We start from the raw sequence: 18152 nt of genomic DNA, 5'->3' as shown, positions 1-18152 counted from the left end.
ATTATTTTATTTTGATATGCTTGGTAAAAATGTATAAACTGTATGCGGATAAATCATTTTTGCTGTGTACTTAGAAATCAAGCAAACAACTAAGATTGGCAAAAATAAAGTGTAATCATTCGTTAGTCCGCAAACTAAGAATATTGCTGTAAATGGTGCATGAATACTAGCGCTTAAAACGGCTGCCATACCAATTACCATAAAATTTAACGGAATTACTTGTGCATTAAAAAACGTATTTAAAACTGATGCCAAAAGCAATCCCAAAAATGCCCCGATAAAAAGACTTGGTGCAAAAACACCTCCGTCGCCACCAGAAGCCAATGTTATAGAAGTTACGATAGGTTTTAAAAGTAAGATCCCGATAAAGGTGAAAGTTAATGTAAGCGTTAACGGAATTGCTGAATTTGTAAAAATTCCATTTATTGCATGATATCCTTCTCCATAAAGTTGTGGAAATATAAATAAGGAAACGCTAAGAACAATCGAACCTAAAATGATTTTATAATAATGTGTTTCTATCTTAGAGAACTGCCCTTTAAAAAACAAAACGCAACGAGTTAAATAAACTGAATTTATTCCTGCTAGAATACCTAAAAGGATAAAATACGGAATCGCCTTTAAGTGCCAAGTTGTAATATTTACAGCAAATAATGGTCCTTCGTTTAAAATTGTAATTAATCCGAAAGCAATAGAAACTGCAATTAAATTGGAGATTATAAAAGCTCGGGTTACTTTTCTTGAAATTACTTCGATTGCAAATAAAATCCCTGCAATCGGGCTGCTAAATAATGCTGTAACTCCTGCCGCAACTCCCGCACAAATTAATTCAGTTTTATATTGGCGAAAAATATTTTCTTTTTGTTGTGCTACCGAACCAATCGTTGCTGTTGCGACAACGGTAGAAACTTCGATTCCTGTAGAACCTCCAAAAATAACCGTCAATAATCCATTAATAAAATGTGATGGAATTTTATAATTAGGTAAGTTTTTAGACTTTGATTGGGTACTTTCAAAAACTTCTTTGATCCCTTTATTTTCTTTTTTCTTGAATAAATACTGACGCAAGAAATAAATTACCGAAAGTCCAAAAACAGGGAAAATCACATAAAAAATCGGATTTACCGTAGCTTGGTGAAAAAATATTTCTTCGTAATACTCCGTTATTTTCTTGAGAGAAATCCCTAAAAATGCCGAGAGAAAACCAATTAAAACAGAAACAATAACTAATTTTCGAAATTTAATAAATTGATGATTCTTTTTGATTTGCGCCGTTTTGTTCATCAGAAGTTTGAAGTTTAAACTCACTTTTTATAAGTGGTTTGCAAATTTAGAGAAACAGAACCATATTCGATTTAAAACATACGAATATTGCATTTTTTTAACAGTAAAGTAAGAAAATTACCTTTCATAAAATTCTAACGGTAAATCATCTGGGTCGGCGATAAAAATAAATCTTTTTTGGGTAGTTTCGTCAATTCGTATTGCTTCATAAGCGACATTCTTTGATGCTAAAAATGCAATTGTTTCGTCTAGATCAGACACCTCAAAAGCCAAATGCCGTAAGCCTGCTCCTTCTGGTCTAGAAGTTCTTGCTGGCGGATTTGGGAACGAAAATAACTCGACAATATACTCTCCATTTAATGCTAAATCAAGTTTATACGACTGGCGTTCTTCGCGATAAATTTCTCTGATTATAGTTAAACCCATAATCTCGGTATAAAACAATTTGGACTTATTATAATCACTACAAATAATAGCAATATGGTGTACTTTATTTAATGAAAGCATTATTTATTATTTTCTGATTCTTGATTTAATTTTCGGATAATTTTTGCCGGATTCCCAACTGCAAGCGAATTATCAGGAATATCTTTTGTAACAACCGATCCCGCTCCTATTACGCAACCTTTCCCGATGGTTACTCCCGGACATATTACTGAGTTTCCTCCAATCCAGCAATCATCTCCTATAGAAATTGGCAACGCATTTTCGAGTGTTTTTCTTAATTCTGCGTCAAGCGGATGTGTAGCCGTATAAATTTGAACATTGGGTGCAAAAAATACATTCGACCCTATAGTTACCGGAGCACAATCCAGAACAACACAATTTACATTAAAGTAAACATTATCGCCACAAGTAATATTGTATCCATAATCGCAATGAAACGGTGGTTCTATATAAAAACTCTTGCCTGTATTGGGGATTAATTCTTCTAAAATTAGTTTGGCTTTTTTAGTCAAACGGTATTCTGTTACATTTAAACGATGCAGTAAATTTTTAGCTCTTCTACGATCTTTTACTAAAATTGAATCACCAGCTAAGTAGTAATCTCCTGCAATCATTTTTTCTTTTTCAGTTTTCATAAATAGTATTACATTTTTTTCTTGGCGATTTTTTCATGAATCTTTAATGTTTCCTGCAAAGCTGCAGTTGCGTACCAAGGTACTAATTCGGCTTCAAGCAAATTTGCATTTATTGCGGGATCTGTTGCTACAAGTGCTTTTGCCTCTTCGATAGTTGCTACATTAAAAATATAAATCCCTCTATAATTTTTATCGTTCTTCATAAAAGGTCCAGCTACAACTAATTTTCCTTCTTTGGCTAATTTGCCAATATTAGCCATATGTCCTTCAAATAATTTCTTGGTTTCTTCTTTTGAAGCTGTTGTATTTGTTCCTGATTTTAAAAGACAGAATACGTATTTCTTCATTCCGTAATCGTCCGCATTTAGAGATTTTGCTAAATTCTCATCAAACTTAACTTCCGTTTCCTGCGAAAATACGATAACATTCATAAATAAAAACACGAGTAATACTATTGCTTTTTTCATAAAGTGGATTATAACGTTTTGAGCATTTTTTTAAGAATAACAATTTGACCTAAATGATAAACATCATGCTGAATGATTCCATGAATATGCTCATAATAGGTATGATTATTATTGACATATATTTTATCTAAATCGGCATCATCAAAATCATCTAAAAATGAATTCCATAATTCTTGCGATTTTGCCAGACTTTGAAGTGATTGCTCCCAAGCTGCTTCAGATGAATCTAAAACAGGTACAAAATAATTATGATCAGGAGTAGTGACTGTTTCTCCCTGAACGCGTCTTAAAATGTTTCTTCTCCATTGTATAAGATGATTGACAATTTCCCAAATCGTATTTAAATTAGGATTTATTTTCCTGTATGCCTGATCTGCACTTACATCTTTTAATGTATTTGCTAAATTAACTTCTAGCCAAGGATTTCCATTATAAATAGACTGATATAGATTTGAAATTCTTTTATTTTCTGACATAATAAAACGTTTTTTGAAATACAGAAGCTAAGATACAAATAAGTATTTTACAACTCATCCTCAAAATTCTACAATTGGGTTACTTAATATTTTAATGTTAAAATTAACAAAATATATTTGTCTCATCAAAATCAAAAAACATGAAAACCAAGTGTCTAGAATTAAATAAAAACGGAATAGGATTAAAAATCAAATCCCTTTTTACAATCTTATTTTTAGTAATAAGTTCAGTTATTTTTGCCCAAAATACACTTTCGGGAAAAGTAGTTGACGGAAAAGGAAAGCCAATCGCTGGGGCAAACATATATATAGATGGTACTTACGATGGTGCTACAAGTGCCGAAAATGGAGAGTTTTCATTTACAACCGAAACTTCAGGAAATCAAATATTAATAGTAAGTTTTTTAATTTATGAAACTTCAACTACATCAATAGATCCTGCCAATTTTAAAAATCAAACTATAAAGCTAAAGGAAAACGTAAATTCATTAGATGCCGTTGTTATTACTGCCGGAACTATGGAGTCTGGCGATAAAGCCAGGGTTTCGGTCTTAAAACCTTTGGACATTGTTACCACTGCTGGTTCTGCAGGAAATATTATTGCTGCACTACAAACCTTACCAGGAACTCAAAGTGTGGGCGAAGATGGGCGTTTATTCGTTCGTGGTGGAGAAGCCAACGAAACACAAACATTTGTTGATGGTATTAGAGTTTCTCAGCCATATGGCGCAACGGTTCAGAACTTACCTACTCGTGGTCGTTTCTCTCCTTTCTTATTTAGCGGAATTGCTTTTTCTACAGGAGGTTATTCGGCAGAATATGGCGAAGCTTTATCGAGTGTATTATTATTAAATACTCAGGATGAACCTGACCAAAATAAAACAGACATCGCTATGATGACTGTAGGATTGGGAGTTGGACATACAAAAAAATGGGATAAAAGCTCTTTAAGCGTAAATGTGAGCTACATCAATCTGGCACCTTATCAGGCGGTTATAAAACAAGATGTCGATTGGAACCAACCCTATCAATCTATATCTGGAGAAAGTGTATATCGTTATCATTTTGCTAACGGAACTCTGAAATTATATGCCGCTTTTGATACTGAAAAAATCGACCTTAACCAGAAAAACATCAATTTTGAAGATAAAATAAGAGTCAATTTAGTAAACAACAACTTTTACTTAAACACAGTTTATAATGGAACATTTGGTAGTAACTGGCAAATTACTTCGGGATTGAGTTATGGGTATAGCAACAATAAAAAAGATATTGATATTGATCATTTAAACGATGATGAAAATGCTGCTCATCTTAAATTAAAATTAAAAAAGAGCCTTTCCAACAGAGTGAAACTATCATTTGGTGCTGATTATTTTATTACTAAATACAGCGAAGATTTTCAGGATAATGTAACACCTACAATTACTAATGGTTACGACTCTAACATTGCTGCTATTTATGCCGAAACTGAAATTTCGTTCTCTAGCAAACTAGCTGCAAAAGTTGGACTTAGAGCTTCTAACAATAGTTTACTTGATGAAACTGCATTAGCTCCAAGAGTTTCATTAGGATATAAAGTGGCAAAAAACAGTCAGTTTTCTCTTGCTTATGGAGACTTTACACAAACTCCAGTTGTTGATTACATCAAATATTCAAAATATCATCAGTTTGAAAGCGAAAAAGCAGCGCATTATATTTTAAACTTTCAATACAATAAAACGGGACGCACTTTTAGAGCCGAAGCCTATTACAAAGATTACAGCAATTTGGTCAAATACGACACGCAAAACATTCAATACAATTCGGTTTTTAATAACAATGGTTCTGGTTATGCTAAAGGAATCGATATATTCTGGAGAGATAGTAAATTATACAAAAATCTGGAATACTGGATTTCCTACTCCTACATTGACACCAAAAGAGATTATAAAAATTTCCCAACAAGTGTAACTCCCGATTTTGTTGCCGACCAAAACTTATCGGTTGTAACTAAATATTTTATTACCGATTGGAAATCGCAAGTTGGCTTAACAAATAGTTTTAGCACAGGAAGACCTTACAACAACCCAAATGAAACAAAATTCATGAACGGAAAAACAAAATCATACAATAGTTTAAGCCTTAGCTGGGCGTATTTATTAACAACTCAAAAGATTTTATACTTCTCGGTTTCGAATGTATTAGGAACTCAAAATGTATTTGGATACGATTATGCCAAAAATCCAGATGCAACCGGAGTTTATAACCGACAAGCCGTAACGCCTACAGCAGACCGTTTTTTCTTTATTGGTTTCTTCTGGACTATTAGTGATAATAAAAATGAGAATCAGTTGAAGAATCTTTAGAGGAAAGCTACTGAGGTTCTGAGAGGCAAAGGTTCAAAGGTTTTACCAATATTGTGTAGAAGAGGTTCTGAGAAACTAAGTGACTAAGTTACTCAGAATCTAAAAAACTTAGTACCTCAGAACCTTAGCCACTTAGAACCTTAAAGAAAACCTTTGAACCTTTGAACCTCTCTTTTAAACCTTTGAACCTTCCTCAAACAACTCATCCCTAAAAATCAACAACTCAGTAACATAAAATTTAAAGAGAATAAAATCTATAATACTTTTGAAGTATAAATTAACAAACGTTTCAATCATCAAAAAACAACTAAACCTTAAAACAAGAAATCATGACAAAATTTATTACCGCGATTACATTATTTATTTGCAGCTTTTTATCTGCTCAAACTCAATTTGAACAAGGAATGGGAAAAGCTTTTGGGCTTTGGAAAGAAGGAAAAAATACGGAAGCATCAGATTTGTTTGAAAGAATCGCTGCTGCGGAAAAAACAAGCTGGTTGCCTAATTATTATGTTGCATTAGTAAATACAACATCGGCTTTTAAAACTCAAGATAAAACACAAATAGATTTGTTACTTACAAAAGCGCAAAATGCATTGAATATCGAAATGATAAAAGATCAAAACAATGCAGAACTTTACGTTTTACAAGCTTTAATTTACACTGCTTGGGTTGTAGCTGATCCTATGACTAACGGAATGAAATATTCGGCTAAAACGATGGAAACATATAACAAAGCTGAAGCATTGGCTCCAGATAATCCTAGAGTTGTTTTTGGCAAAGCCGATTTTCAATTGGGTGGTGCAAAATGGACAGGAGTTGACACGAAACCTTTGTGTGCTCAGGTTGAAAAAGCTATCGGACTTTTTGCTACTTTTAAACCTGAAACTCCTTTTTCTCCAAAATGGGGTTTAGACAGAGCGCTTGAAGTTCAAAAAACTTGTAAATAAAATTTTAGCATAAAATATTGGGAAGGAAGTTAATCTGTTCGCTATTCTTCCTTCCAAATTTATTAAAAAAACAAAATGAATAAAATATATAAAGACTTCCCCAGAGTACTGTACTTATCAATTGCAATTTTTGTAGTTGTTCAATTTATAGGTTTCCTATCTGGTCAAACTATTCATTTTGATTTACAATTGTTCATTTACTTTCTGTTTACATTTCTTTATACGCTCTCATTATATATTGCAAACACAACCTTATTCAGTTATTTAGATGTAGTATTTGAAAAAAACAGGTTCTCGGCAAAAAGGATAATAATTGGTTTTATTGGCTCTTTTCTAGTCACTTTGTTTGTGATTTTTTTACTTCGAATTCTTGAAGAGGTTATTATCAATAAAAAGTCTTTTGAAGTTTTCTTAACAAATGAAAACCTCTCCAATTATATCGGTTCTATTATTATTACTTTTTTTATAACCTTATCATTATACGCCTTTTATTTTTACAAATTATATAATGAAAATAGAGTTAAGGAACAGAAAATTATTGCGGGAACAGCTTCTGCAAAATTCGAAAGCTTAAAGAATCAAATCGATCCACATTTTCTTTTTAATAGTTTAAATGTACTAAGTTCTCTGATAGAAGAAAACCCAGATAATGCGCAACGTTTTACGACATCATTGTCTAAAATTTATCGTTACGTTTTAGAACAAAAAGACAAAGAACTGGTATCGGTAGAAGATGAATTGGCTTTTGCCAAAACGTATATGAATTTGTTAAAAATGCGTTTTGAGAACAGTTTGTTTTATGAACTACCAACTAAAGATATTAATCCAGAAGCAAAAGTAGTTCCGCTATCCTTACAACTTTTACTAGAAAACACGGTAAAACATAATGTAGTAAGCGAACAGAAACCGTTACATATCCGAATATTCATTGAGAAAGATTATTTAGTCGTTCAAAATGATTTTCAAAAGAAAGAAGTATTGCAAGACCGCCAAGGTGTAGGATTGCAAAATATTGTAAACCGCTACGGCATTATTACCAATCGAAAAGTATTGATTGAGCAAAATGCAGCAACATTTACCGTTAGAATACCAATTTTAACAAAACAAATTACTGTTATGGAAACAACATCCGATTATAGCGAAAATAGTGCTTATTACAGAGCCAAAAAAAGAGTGGAACAACTTAAAGGTTTTTATGGAAACTTGATTTCCTATTGTTGTGTAATTCCGTTTCTAATTTTTGTAAACTTACAATTTTCACCAGGATTTCAATGGTTTTGGTTCTCTGCCTTAGGTTGGGGATTTGGATTACTTATGCATGCTTTCAAAGTATTTGGATATAGTACTAATTGGGAAGAAAGAAAAATTCAGGAGATTCTAAGAAAACAAGAGAACAAACAAAACTGGAAATAATGGAAGATAATAATCAACATGACGACCGTTATCTAAAAGCTAAAAAAAGAGTTGAGGACATTAAAGGATTCTATAGTAATCTGGCTTCATTTATAATAGTCAACCTTATTTTACTTTTTATTAATTTAAACTACAGCCCTAATCATTTATGGTTTTATTGGCCATTACTATGGTGGGGATTAGGAGTATTATTTCACGGATTAAAAGTTTTTAATTGTTTTCCTGTTTTTGGTAAAGAATGGGAAAAACAAAAAATAAAAGAATTAATGGATAAAGAAAAATCCAAAAATGAAAAATGGCAATAACATTAAATTAGATCAAGATGGGACGATTTAGAAAACGCATGTTTGAAGATTACGATGATTATGACGGAAACATAACAAATGACGAACGTTATAATTTAGCATACAAAAGAATGAAAAGGATAAAAGGTTTTTACTCTCACCTAATGATATATGTTCTGGTAAATATATTCATTCTTATCGCTAGTGCAAATCGAGGTATTATAGGTAATGAAGAGTTCTGGAGATGGGAAACATTCTCTACAGCAATATTTTGGGGTATCGGTCTGGTAATTCATGCTTTTACAGTATTTGGAAGAAACATATTCTTTAGCATAGACTGGGAAGAACGAAAAATAAAAGAATTTATGAAAAAAGAAGCCAACCAAAAATGGGAATAATCCTCATTTAAATAAAAAGATAAAAATATTTTCTGATTAAATTTTAACTACTACTTTTAACCAACCAAAACTTTTGCCAAACCAAAAAATGAGAACAATAATTATAGAAGACGAAAAGCCAGCCGCGCGGTTATTACAACGTAAGCTTGATAAAATAAATGTTCCCGTAGCTGTAATGCTTCACTCAGTTGTAGAGGCAATTGATTGGTTTTCGCAAAACGAACATCCAGATTTAATATTTCTTGATATTCAGTTATCCGATGGATTATCGTTTGAAATTTTTGAAAAGATTGATATCAAAAGTGCCGTAATTTTCACAACTGCTTATGATGAATATGCCTTAAAAGCTTTTAAACTCAATAGTATTGATTATCTCTTGAAACCAATAGACGAAGATGATTTAGAAGTGGCAATTTCTAAATTTAAATCTCGGTTGCCAAAAGTAGAAAACACTCCCCAAAACCTTGAAATAGATTTTGAGCAGATTAAAAAAATGCTTTCGAATCCATTCGAGAAAATCTATAAAAAAAGATTCACCGTTAAAATTGGACAGCATTTAAAAGTAATAGGAACTGATGAAGTAGAATGTTTTTTTAGCGAAAACAAAGGCACTTATTTACATACTACAGATAATAGAAATTACTTAATCGATTCTACTCTAGAAATTCTGGAACAAGAACTTGATCCAAAAGATTTTTATCGCGTAAGCCGTAAGTTTATTATTCCGCTTCCTGCAATCAAAGAAATTGTGTTGTATAGTAATTCACGCCTGAAAATAATTTTACCAACTTATAAAGACGATGAGGTAATTGTAAGCCGCGAGAAAGTTTCTGATTTTAAAAACTGGATTGGGTAATTTTTCTAGTCACAGATTTAAAAGGTACAGAGGTTCATAGGTACAAAGGTTCAAAGGATAAAACTTTGCGCTCTTTGCGGCTAATTTTTTTTGCCACAGATTAAAAGGATTAAATGGATTTTAAACTTTGCGAACTTTGCGTAAATCTTAGTGCCCTTTGCGGTTAAATTTCTCAACCACTGGATAAAAATATTTTCTAATTCCTATCATTACAAAAATCAGGATAGAATATCCGATAAAAAAGGGTGCGATATATTCAATGCCATCCATTGCCAGCATAAGTGCGATGAGCAATAACTGAAAACCTAAACCGTATAAAGAAACAAAGGTCATAAACCAGTTCGGAAATGTTTTAACCTTATAAGCATCACTATCAAGTGCATGAATTATTTTATCAAAAAGCCCATATACAATAATATAAACCTGATGCAAAAAAACGACCGATTTTTGACTTTCACCTGGTAATGCTTTAGGTATTTTATCTTCGAAAATCTTACTAGTTCTATCTCCTCCTACCGATTTATTTCGCAGAATCACATAGTAATAGTTATATAATGTACCTTGTAATTGTATGCATAAAAAGGCAAGGATTGTAATAGGAAGAGTCGTTTTAGAAACGTAACATATACTTATTAAGAACAAAAAATTCAAAATAATATCAAATATACTATCGAGATATCTTCCTGTATAAGATGGTGTGTTTTTTATACGTGCTAATTCTCCGTCGGCAGCATCAATAATAGATTTTAATATTATAAAAAATCCTGCCCAATAAAAGTGTTTTTCCAGAATACAATAAATCGCAACCAACCCCGAAATTCCAAAAAGCAAGGTTACATCTATAGGTGTAAATCGTGTATTTTGTAACTTTTTCGCAAAAAACCTTCCAAAAGGTCTTCCATAATCTGATAAATCATAAAATTTATCTTGTGCTGCAAGTTTAGACATCTATGTTATTATAAACAAAAGAGTTGCGACAATATAGTCAGTGTAATTTACGAAAAAAAATATTATTTATTAATCTATTGATTACAAATTAATAACATTTAAAATCTTTCTAATCTGTGGTAAAAATTTAACTGCAAAGGCCACAAAGCTTTCGGTCTTAGCGACTCAGAAGCTTAGCAACTTAGCACCTTTAAAAAAAACCTTTGTAGCTATAAACCTCTGTTCCTTTTCTTTAAAGTAACCTCTGTAACTTTATTCTGCTGGAGTAATCTCTATTGCTCCAAATTTCCAATCGGGATTTAATTTCTGAGAATCCGCAGGTTTTATAAAAACTATCGATTCTATTTTTTCAATTTTATTATTGATTGTATTTGTATCAATATACCTCAACAATTCATCATAAGTCTGATTCTTACTCTTTGGTTTATCTGATACAACTCCTATTTTTGATAGATATTCAGCTGATGGAATTTCTAATTTCAGTGGAGAATTTTCGATATTGTTTTTATAAAAAGTATCCAGAATAAATTTCTTGGTGGTGATTATAATTACTCCAGAATCTGATCCATATTTCTTTGAATTAGCATCTTTATATACTGTCATTGTCGAAATATCATTTGGATTTATTGGTTCCAAAATATTTTGTACCTCATTCATATAGCCTATTTTTTTTGCATCCAAAATAACTAAAGGCTGAGGTTTCTTTTGACCATATGCAAAACATACAAAAACAAGAGAAAGGAATAGATATACTTTTTTCATGAGATCGAATATTGGGCTATTACTTACTTAATCTGTGTAAAGTATAAGTCATCGCGCTTAAAAGGAAAAATGCCATTATTTGGTGAATCAAACCTAATGCAAGTGGCACATGATATAAAAGTGTAAAAACACCTAAAATAAACTGTAAAAACACAAAAACAACCAAAGTTTTAATTCCATTTGATTGTGTTTTGCTAAGAGCAAATTGTGTGCTTTTAAAATATAAGAAAAGAATAATAGCAACAACTACATAAGCAAATGTTCTGTGTACAAACTGTACACCACTTTTACCTTCTATTAAATTTTTCACAAGTGTAGATTGTTCGATAAAAACTGAATCATGAATAAATTGTCCGTCACTCATTAATGGCCAATGATTGTGGATTAATCCAGCGTTTAAACCTGCTACAAATCCTCCATAAATAATTTGTATTAAAAGGAGAACCAAGGCAATCCTTGCAATATTACGAAGGGTAACATTAATGGTAATTTTATTTCTTTCAGGATAAATTAAATCTAATGCAACCCATAATGTATAAGCAAAGGTTACAAAAGCAAAAGTTAAATGCAGCGAAAGTCTAAAATGACTTACATCTGGATTATCTATTAATCCGCTACGTACCATAAACCATCCCAAGAAACCCTGAAAAGCTCCCATTGCCAGAAGAACAATACATTTTTTTATTGTCGAACTGTCTAATCTCTTCTTTATTAGAAAATAAACAAAAGGAATAAAGAAAACCAAACCAATGATACGACCGATAAAGCGGTGAAACCATTCCCAGAAATAAATCATTTTATAATCTGAAAGTTGGAAATCATTATGAATATTAATTTTTTGATATTCTGGAAACTTCTTGTATTGCTCAAAAGCTTCGTTCCATTTTGCCTCACTCATAGGCGGAAAAGTATCTGTTACCAAATGCCAATCGGTCATTGATAATCCAGAGTTTGTTAGTCGGGTAATCCCTCCTACTACAACCATTAAAAACAATAAAAAACATCCTGACAAAAGCCAAATGATTACTGATTTATTTTCTCTTTTCATTTTTTTTACTTGAGGTGCAAAATTACAGAACCTCTATTTTTAGTTAATAAATGAACTTAAAAAAGCTCGTTACTATGTTTATTTAAAAAAGGTGCTGAGGCACTGAGAATCTATCCCGTCCCGACGGTTCGGGATCGGGACTAAGTTTCTAAAAACCTATGCATTCCTTAATTTTCTTAACAAAGACGCACTGCGGTGCGTCTCTACGAAAAACCTTTGTGCCTTTGAACCTTAGTTACTTTGAAGCTTTTGTTAATCCAAGCTTTTCACCTCTTTTGAGCATAAAATCATAAGCCGCTTGATATTCATTTGGAATTTCACCTTCTAGAATAGCTTCTTTAATGGCTTCTTTTAAAACTCCTATTTCTCTGGAAGGTTTTAGATTATAAATTTCCATAATCTCTTCTCCCGAAATTGGTGGCTGAAAATTACGAACGTGATCACGCTCTTCTACCTCAACGATTTTCTTTCGTACAACCTCAAAATTCTTATGGTATTTCTTGAATTTACTTGGATTTTTGGTTGTGATATCGGCTTCACATAAAATCATTAAATTTTCTACATCTTCTCCCGCATCAAAAACCAAACGACGAACGGCGCTATCTGTCACAATATCTTGCGATAAAACAATAGGTCGCGAACTCATGATTACCATTTTTTGCACAAATTTCATTTTGTGATTTAATGGCATATGCAAACGTTCGAATATCTTCTTGGCCATTTTTCCTCCTAAAAACTCATGTCCGTGAAACGTCCATCCTTGTTTTTTACTGAAACGTTTTGTTGGAGCTTTCCCAATATCATGCAATAAAGCAGACCAACGCAACCAAACATCATCAGTATTTGGGCAAATATTATCGACAACCTCTAAGGTGTGGTAAAAATTATTCTTGTGTGTATGTCCTTCTATTTCTTCTACTTGATTTAATGCCGTTAATTCGGGCAAAATAATATCAAGAAGTCCTGTTTGGAATAACAATAAAAATCCAACTGAAGGTTTATCTGTAGAAAGGATTTTGTTTAATTCATCGACAATACGCTCACCCGAAATAATATTAATTCGCTCTGCGTTTTTAGTAATTGCCTGTAATGATTTTTCTTCAATTTCAAATCCTAATTGATTTGCAAAACGAATAGCACGCAACATACGCAATGGATCATCCGAATAAGTAATATCTGGATCTAAAGGAGTTTTAATAATTTTATTTTCTAAATCACTCAATCCATCAAAGGGATCTGACAAATCTCCGAAAGTAGCAGGATTTAAAGATAATGCTAATGCATTTATAGTAAAGTCACGACGATTCTGGTCATCTTCTAGCGTTCCGTTTTCTACAACAGGATTACGGCTATCAAAATGATAGGATTCTTTTCTTGCACCAACGAATTCAATGTCTGTATCTTCAAAACGCAACATTGCGGTTCCGTAAGTTTTAAAAACCTGTACTTTGGGTTGTTTTGGAAGTAATTCTGAAACTTTTAATGCCAATTCGATTCCGCTTCCTACGGCAACGACATCAATATCTTTTTTAAAATCTCGTTTTAAAAGTAAGTCTCTTACGAAACCTCCAATTACGTAACTATCTACATTAAGTTCTTGAGAGGCTTGCGAAATAATTTCGAAGATTTTATTTTGCAAAGCACCTTTATAATTTGTTTTTTTAGCCACGAATTCTCTAATTTTTATAAAATAACAGTAAAATAATATATTGATAATTTTACCGTGCGCAAATTTACAACATACTGTACGCCTTTTACAATCTAGAGCGTATTTTTTTTAGTATTTAGCATTTTCAACTTCATAATTTCGTCAAAAACTATCCGTTACAAATAGCAAACTGTTTTTTATCCACAATTTTTCTCTTATTTATTCTATTAAAACAACCCGCTGAGTACAATTACTTCGTGTATTAACCCTACTTGCATCACAAAAGTTTCATTTAACACATAGAAACATAGATTTTATGTGTGATAAAGAATACTAAAAGAAATACATTTCTTTCACATAGCCAGCTTTGTGCTTTTAGAATAAGTGAAACGCCTTTTTTGAGAGTGCCAAAATCTATGTTACTATGTGTTAAAATAGTCCCCGCTAAAGGGTTAAAATAGCTTTTTAATATGATGTCTTTATGATAGTATCAAACAAATCAATCTGTATCTGTTATTCTTTTGATTTCAATTTGTACTTTTGAATCTGTACAAAAAAGTAGAAAATGAAAATTGTTATATCGCCTGCAAAGTCTTTAAATTTCGAAAAAGAATTACCAACTTCTCAATATACCGAAGCTAGCTTACTAAAAGAAGCCAGACAAGTTCATAAAGTTTTAAAACACAAAAACCCTGCAGAATTATCTGAATTAATGGATATTTCGGATAAATTAGCTCAGTTAAACTGGCAACGCAATCAGGATTGGAAAACTCCTTTTACGCCAGAAAATGCACGTCCTGCAGTATTTACTTTTGATGGTGATGTATATACTGGTTTAGATGCTTATACAATTCCAGTAGAGAAACTAGATGTTTTGCAAGATAAATTACGAATACTATCTGGTTTATATGGAATTTTAAAACCATTGGATTTAATTCAGGCTTACCGATTAGAAATGGGAACTAAATTATCTATTGGCGAAGCAAAAAATCTATATGAATTCTGGAAAGAAACGGTTACTAAAACATTAAACAAGGAACTTAAAAAAGGTGAATTGTTTGTAAATCTTGCCAGTAATGAATATTTCTCGGCTGTAGATGTTAAGGCTTTAAAAGTGCCTGTAATTACTCCTGACTTTAAAGATTATAAAAACGGAAAACTAAAAATAATTAGTTTCTTCGCCAAGAAAGCAAGAGGAATGATGGTGCGTTATATTATAGATACTAATGCCGAAACTATTGATGATTTAAAAGGTTTTAATTACGAAGGATATCAATTTGATGCTAATCTTTCTAAAGGAAATCATTTGGTTTTTACCCGATAAAAAAGAAAACTTATTATAAAACAAAACCGTCTCATTCTATAAAAGAAAGAGACGGTTTTTTATTTTCTGGTCTTAAAATTATTATTTAGCTGACCAAGTATTATTTTTTGGTGTTGCATCTACAAAAATTCCACCATCTATAGTTACAGATTTTACTTCTTTGGTTGTATTAAAATTGACAGAAGTTTTCTTTTGGTTACTTTTCCATGTTGCAGGAGTTTCATGTAATGTTTCTTTTGTACCATCTGCATACACAACATTTACATCAAAAGGGATTGCAAATCCTCCTTTATTTTTAATATAAACCACTGTATTTTTAGCTTTTACATCAACTTTATCAATTGAGATATCAATATAATTATTTGTAAAGAACCAATTATCAAAAAACCAATTCAGATTTTTACCCGAAGCTGTATTAAATGAATTAAAATAATCCCAAGGAATAGGATGTTTACCATTCCAATTATCCATATAAGCATGTAGTGATTTCTTAAAAAGATCATCTCCCAGCAAATCTTTTAAGGCGATATAAGATAATGACGCTTTACCATAAGAATTGTTTCCATATCCTGCACCCGAAACTTGTGTAGACATGGAGATTATCGGCTGATCTTCTTCTGTAGATGGATCATTTATATAATTATTTACTCTAAATTTTTTATAAAATTCATCGGCTGCTTCTTTACCGTGTTGCGAAATACCTATTAAATATTCGAATGTGGTTGCCCAACCTTCATCCATAAACGCATAACGTGTTTCATTTATTCCCATATAAAAAGGAAAATAAGTATGTGCCACTTCATGATCCTGCACTAATTGTGCGAAAATAGGATCTCCCATTTGAGAATCATTACACATCATTGGGTATTCCATATCGGCAAAACCTTGAAACGCTGTCATTTTAGAAAATGGATATGGAACTCCTGGCCAATTGTTAGAAAACCAATCCAGCGCATATCTGTTATTTTTTACAGAAACTACAAAATCAGTTCCTTTTATATCGTAAGCCGCCTGAACGCTTGCACGACGATTTGTTTTTTTATCTACAACAACGCTACTTGCATCCCATAAATAATGATCACTTAAACCGAAACATACATCTGAAATATTTTTGGCTTCAAATTTCCAGATATTCCAATCGTTTTGTTTGGTAACCGAACCACTTTTCATCTCTTGTTCATTTGCTATATGCAAAATCTCATCTGTAGTATATGATTTTTTTAATCGTGCCGAAAATTCTGGTTGCAAAACCTCATCTGGATTTAATAAATCTCCTGTTCCATAAACCACATAGTTTTTGGGTGCTTTTACTGAATATACATAATCATTAAAATCATTATAAAATTCCTGACGATCAGTATGTGGCAATCTATCCCAATTGTTGTAATCATCAAAAACTGTGACACGAGGATAACTATATGCAACAAAGAATGTTGTATTATCTATTTGTCCTTCCCTGCCGCTTTCTTTAGATAAAGGATAATTCCAATCGATATTAATTGTGATTTTAGAATGAGGAAGCATTGGCTTATTCATTTTTACATTCCCTACTGTTCCCCAACTTCTTCCATCTTCTTTATATATTTCTCCTTCTATTTTTAAAGATGTAATTGTTAATCCATCACTCAAGAAATCATTACTAACGTCTCCGCTTCTTGGCGAAGATGGTTTATGAAGATTATTTACAAACCTAATTGGTAAATTCTGCAATGTATCATTACTATTGTTTTCGTAAATAATAGTTTCTGTACCGCTTACAATTTTAGTATCAGGATTTACTGTTACATCAATTGTATATTTTCCATGATTCTGCCAATAGTTTTTCCCAGGTTTCCCATCCATAGAACGAGTTCCTTTTGCATAAGCTTCTTTTATATTTCTTGGCATATATAGTTCTTGTGCAAAACTATATTGTGCCATACCTATAAATGCAAATAGCAGTAATTGAGATATTTTTCTTTTCATAGTTGGTTATTTTTTGATGATTATCAATAGTATTCTTGATTAGTTATGAATAGCATAAAGTTGTTACAATTATTCTTCAAATTTATTCTATTATCTTATATTTCAACCAAATAATCATCTTAAATCACTCAAATAAAACAACTTATAACTCTTTTTTTTAATAGAATAAAAAACCGCCTTATTCCAAATGGATTAAGACGGTTTAAAATACTATCGTTTATTTTGTATCCTGATTGATTCGCTCATAATATATTTCTTCATTATCTAAATCAATTTTAGCTTTACCCGAATCTGTTATTTTTCCAGTATTAATAGCTCGGAGATTTTTTGAATATTCATCTATATAGTAACTCCATAATCGCTTATCCGAAGTCAACATTTCTGTTATGTGATTATTTTTTTCAAAAGAATCATAAAAAATAATCTCTTCTGTTTTAATCAATTTCATTTCTTTCGTACTCTTATTCTGCAAATAATACGAAATTTTATCGGCATCAATAATCATCAACTCATTTTCAATCTTATCACTTTTTAAATTCTTATGTGACCAACTCGGAATATTTCCGTTCATTTTCCATGTTCCAACCAATTTATCGATTAGTTTTTTTCTGATAACTGGTTTTAACGAATCAAATTTATTTTTAGAAATTTTCCCTAATTCAGAATCTGGTTTTATTTTATAAGCAAATAAAAAAAAGTCTGCCGCTGCAGCAAATTCATTTTTATCAAAATAAGAAATAGCCGAATCATATTTATTCTTTTGGAGCCACATTTTTTGATCTGACTGTGACCAAGACTGAAATGAAAATAAAAAGAGAAAAAGGAACGTAAAATTTTTCATGGTATTTTTTGTAATTCTAAATAATAATTTGAAGCAAAAATACTACAATTAAAACAAA

The 18152-nt window shown here is 31.6% G+C and carries 18 protein-coding genes; 7 read left to right on the top strand and 11 right to left on the bottom strand.

The genetic code is table 11. The annotated features are described in order from the left end of the window. Positions 1 to 6 precede the first annotated feature (6 nt). From ACJ6WR_RS17025 to ACJ6WR_RS17005, 5 genes are all read right to left on the bottom strand, one after another. Positions 7 to 1284 (bottom strand): chloride channel protein, encoded by a 1278-nt coding sequence (locus ACJ6WR_RS17025; RefSeq protein WP_052259557.1) that lies wholly within the window; start codon positions 1282 to 1284, stop codon positions 7 to 9. A 117-nt stretch (positions 1285 to 1401) separates the two neighbouring features. Next, complete coding sequence (locus ACJ6WR_RS17020) at positions 1402 to 1791, bottom strand: VOC family protein (protein WP_409415908.1); 390 nt, start codon at positions 1789 to 1791, stop codon at positions 1402 to 1404. Continuing rightward, positions 1791 to 2366 carry a sugar O-acetyltransferase gene (locus ACJ6WR_RS17015; RefSeq protein WP_409415907.1) on the bottom strand — a complete coding sequence of 192 codons (576 nt, stop codon included), beginning with the start codon at positions 2364 to 2366 and terminating at the stop codon, positions 1791 to 1793. The genes ACJ6WR_RS17020 and ACJ6WR_RS17015 overlap by 1 nt, the downstream gene beginning before the upstream one ends. Before the next feature lie 8 nt (positions 2367 to 2374). Then, positions 2375 to 2833, bottom strand: coding sequence for a YciI family protein (locus ACJ6WR_RS17010; RefSeq protein WP_409415906.1), 459 nt, complete (start codon positions 2831 to 2833; stop codon positions 2375 to 2377). 8 nt (positions 2834 to 2841) lie between these two features. Next, on the bottom strand, positions 2842 to 3309 hold the full coding sequence (locus tag ACJ6WR_RS17005; protein ID WP_409415905.1) for a DinB family protein: 468 nt from the start codon (positions 3307 to 3309) through the stop codon (positions 2842 to 2844). Positions 3310 to 3449: 140 nt separating this feature from the next. On the opposite strand from ACJ6WR_RS17005, the gene ACJ6WR_RS17000 reads away from it, so the two are divergent. From ACJ6WR_RS17000 to ACJ6WR_RS16975, 6 genes are all read left to right on the top strand, one after another. Further along, complete coding sequence (locus ACJ6WR_RS17000) at positions 3450 to 5657, top strand: TonB-dependent receptor (protein ID WP_409415904.1); 2208 nt, start codon at positions 3450 to 3452, stop codon at positions 5655 to 5657. A 329-nt stretch (positions 5658 to 5986) separates the two neighbouring features. Beyond that, positions 5987 to 6607 (top strand): hypothetical protein, encoded by a 621-nt coding sequence (locus ACJ6WR_RS16995; RefSeq protein WP_039117807.1) that lies wholly within the window; start codon positions 5987 to 5989, stop codon positions 6605 to 6607. Between the two features lie 75 nt (positions 6608 to 6682). After that, entirely contained in the window at positions 6683 to 8020 is a 1338-nt protein-coding gene (locus ACJ6WR_RS16990) for a 2TM domain-containing protein (RefSeq protein ID WP_409415903.1), read from the top strand. Then, the gene (locus ACJ6WR_RS16985) at positions 8020 to 8325 is read left to right on the top strand and encodes a 2TM domain-containing protein (RefSeq protein WP_039116006.1); all 306 of its coding nucleotides are present in this window, start codon (positions 8020 to 8022) and stop codon (positions 8323 to 8325) included. Before ACJ6WR_RS16990 ends, ACJ6WR_RS16985 begins: the two co-directional genes overlap by 1 nt. 17 nt (positions 8326 to 8342) lie before the next feature. Beyond that, positions 8343 to 8702, top strand: coding sequence for a 2TM domain-containing protein (locus tag ACJ6WR_RS16980; RefSeq protein ID WP_039116007.1), 360 nt, complete (start codon positions 8343 to 8345; stop codon positions 8700 to 8702). Between the two features lie 88 nt (positions 8703 to 8790). Next, on the top strand, positions 8791 to 9558 hold the full coding sequence (locus ACJ6WR_RS16975; RefSeq protein WP_409415902.1) for a LytR/AlgR family response regulator transcription factor: 768 nt from the start codon (positions 8791 to 8793) through the stop codon (positions 9556 to 9558). A 147-nt stretch (positions 9559 to 9705) separates the two neighbouring features. On the opposite strand, the gene ACJ6WR_RS16970 is transcribed toward ACJ6WR_RS16975, so the two are convergent. The 4 genes from ACJ6WR_RS16970 to ACJ6WR_RS16955 form a co-directional block, all read right to left on the bottom strand. Continuing rightward, on the bottom strand, positions 9706 to 10506 hold the full coding sequence (locus ACJ6WR_RS16970; RefSeq protein ID WP_409415901.1) for a CDP-alcohol phosphatidyltransferase family protein: 801 nt from the start codon (positions 10504 to 10506) through the stop codon (positions 9706 to 9708). A gap of 252 nt (positions 10507 to 10758) precedes the next feature. Further along, positions 10759 to 11268: a TonB-dependent receptor gene (locus tag ACJ6WR_RS16965; RefSeq protein ID WP_409415900.1), complete on the bottom strand. Its 510-nt coding sequence runs from the start codon at positions 11266 to 11268 to the stop codon at positions 10759 to 10761. Between the two features lie 19 nt (positions 11269 to 11287). Continuing rightward, the gene (locus ACJ6WR_RS16960) at positions 11288 to 12316 is read right to left on the bottom strand and encodes a COX15/CtaA family protein (protein WP_039116011.1); all 1029 of its coding nucleotides are present in this window, start codon (positions 12314 to 12316) and stop codon (positions 11288 to 11290) included. A gap of 235 nt (positions 12317 to 12551) precedes the next feature. Further along, entirely contained in the window at positions 12552 to 13985 is a 1434-nt protein-coding gene (locus tag ACJ6WR_RS16955) for a CCA tRNA nucleotidyltransferase (RefSeq protein ID WP_409415899.1), read from the bottom strand. A 544-nt stretch (positions 13986 to 14529) separates the two neighbouring features. On the opposite strand from ACJ6WR_RS16955, the gene yaaA reads away from it, so the two are divergent. Then, positions 14530 to 15288 (top strand): peroxide stress protein YaaA, encoded by a 759-nt coding sequence (gene yaaA, locus ACJ6WR_RS16950; RefSeq protein WP_409415898.1) that lies wholly within the window; start codon positions 14530 to 14532, stop codon positions 15286 to 15288. A gap of 81 nt (positions 15289 to 15369) precedes the next feature. On the opposite strand, the gene ACJ6WR_RS16945 is transcribed toward yaaA, so the two are convergent. Both ACJ6WR_RS16945 and ACJ6WR_RS16940 read right to left on the bottom strand, forming a co-directional pair. Beyond that, entirely contained in the window at positions 15370 to 17253 is a 1884-nt protein-coding gene (locus ACJ6WR_RS16945) for a M1 family metallopeptidase (protein ID WP_409415897.1), read from the bottom strand. 217 nt (positions 17254 to 17470) lie between these two features. Next, entirely contained in the window at positions 17471 to 18094 is a 624-nt protein-coding gene (locus tag ACJ6WR_RS16940; RefSeq protein WP_409415896.1) for a hypothetical protein, read from the bottom strand. Positions 18095 to 18152 lie beyond the last annotated feature (58 nt).

Origin of the sequence: Flavobacterium sp. PS2 (genome assembly GCF_046250155.1) — a bacterium.
GTDB lineage: Bacteria > Bacteroidota > Bacteroidia > Flavobacteriales > Flavobacteriaceae > Flavobacterium.
The sequence above is the reverse complement of the archived record's forward strand: the minus strand, read 5'-3'. Positions and strand labels throughout refer to the sequence as shown.

Coding starts and splice junctions, on each gene's coding strand:
- ACJ6WR_RS16980 (WP_039116007.1), top strand. CDS start 8,343: ATGGGACGATTTAGAAAACGCATGTTTGAAGATTACGATGATTATGAC.
- ACJ6WR_RS17025 (WP_052259557.1), bottom strand. CDS start 1,284: ATGAACAAAACGGCGCAAATCAAAAAGAATCATCAATTTATTAAATTT.
- ACJ6WR_RS17010 (WP_409415906.1), bottom strand. CDS start 2,833: ATGAAAAAAGCAATAGTATTACTCGTGTTTTTATTTATGAATGTTATC.
- yaaA (WP_409415898.1), top strand. CDS start 14,530: ATGAAAATTGTTATATCGCCTGCAAAGTCTTTAAATTTCGAAAAAGAA.
- ACJ6WR_RS16985 (WP_039116006.1), top strand. CDS start 8,020: ATGGAAGATAATAATCAACATGACGACCGTTATCTAAAAGCTAAAAAA.
- ACJ6WR_RS16995 (WP_039117807.1), top strand. CDS start 5,987: ATGACAAAATTTATTACCGCGATTACATTATTTATTTGCAGCTTTTTA.
- ACJ6WR_RS16975 (WP_409415902.1), top strand. CDS start 8,791: ATGAGAACAATAATTATAGAAGACGAAAAGCCAGCCGCGCGGTTATTA.
- ACJ6WR_RS16945 (WP_409415897.1), bottom strand. CDS start 17,253: ATGAAAAGAAAAATATCTCAATTACTGCTATTTGCATTTATAGGTATG.
- ACJ6WR_RS16970 (WP_409415901.1), bottom strand. CDS start 10,506: ATGTCTAAACTTGCAGCACAAGATAAATTTTATGATTTATCAGATTAT.
- ACJ6WR_RS16940 (WP_409415896.1), bottom strand. CDS start 18,094: ATGAAAAATTTTACGTTCCTTTTTCTCTTTTTATTTTCATTTCAGTCT.
- ACJ6WR_RS16990 (WP_409415903.1), top strand. CDS start 6,683: ATGAATAAAATATATAAAGACTTCCCCAGAGTACTGTACTTATCAATT.
- ACJ6WR_RS16965 (WP_409415900.1), bottom strand. CDS start 11,268: ATGAAAAAAGTATATCTATTCCTTTCTCTTGTTTTTGTATGTTTTGCA.
- ACJ6WR_RS16960 (WP_039116011.1), bottom strand. CDS start 12,316: ATGAAAAGAGAAAATAAATCAGTAATCATTTGGCTTTTGTCAGGATGT.
- ACJ6WR_RS17015 (WP_409415907.1), bottom strand. CDS start 2,366: ATGAAAACTGAAAAAGAAAAAATGATTGCAGGAGATTACTACTTAGCT.
- ACJ6WR_RS17020 (WP_409415908.1), bottom strand. CDS start 1,791: ATGCTTTCATTAAATAAAGTACACCATATTGCTATTATTTGTAGTGAT.
- ACJ6WR_RS17000 (WP_409415904.1), top strand. CDS start 3,450: ATGAAAACCAAGTGTCTAGAATTAAATAAAAACGGAATAGGATTAAAA.
- ACJ6WR_RS17005 (WP_409415905.1), bottom strand. CDS start 3,309: ATGTCAGAAAATAAAAGAATTTCAAATCTATATCAGTCTATTTATAAT.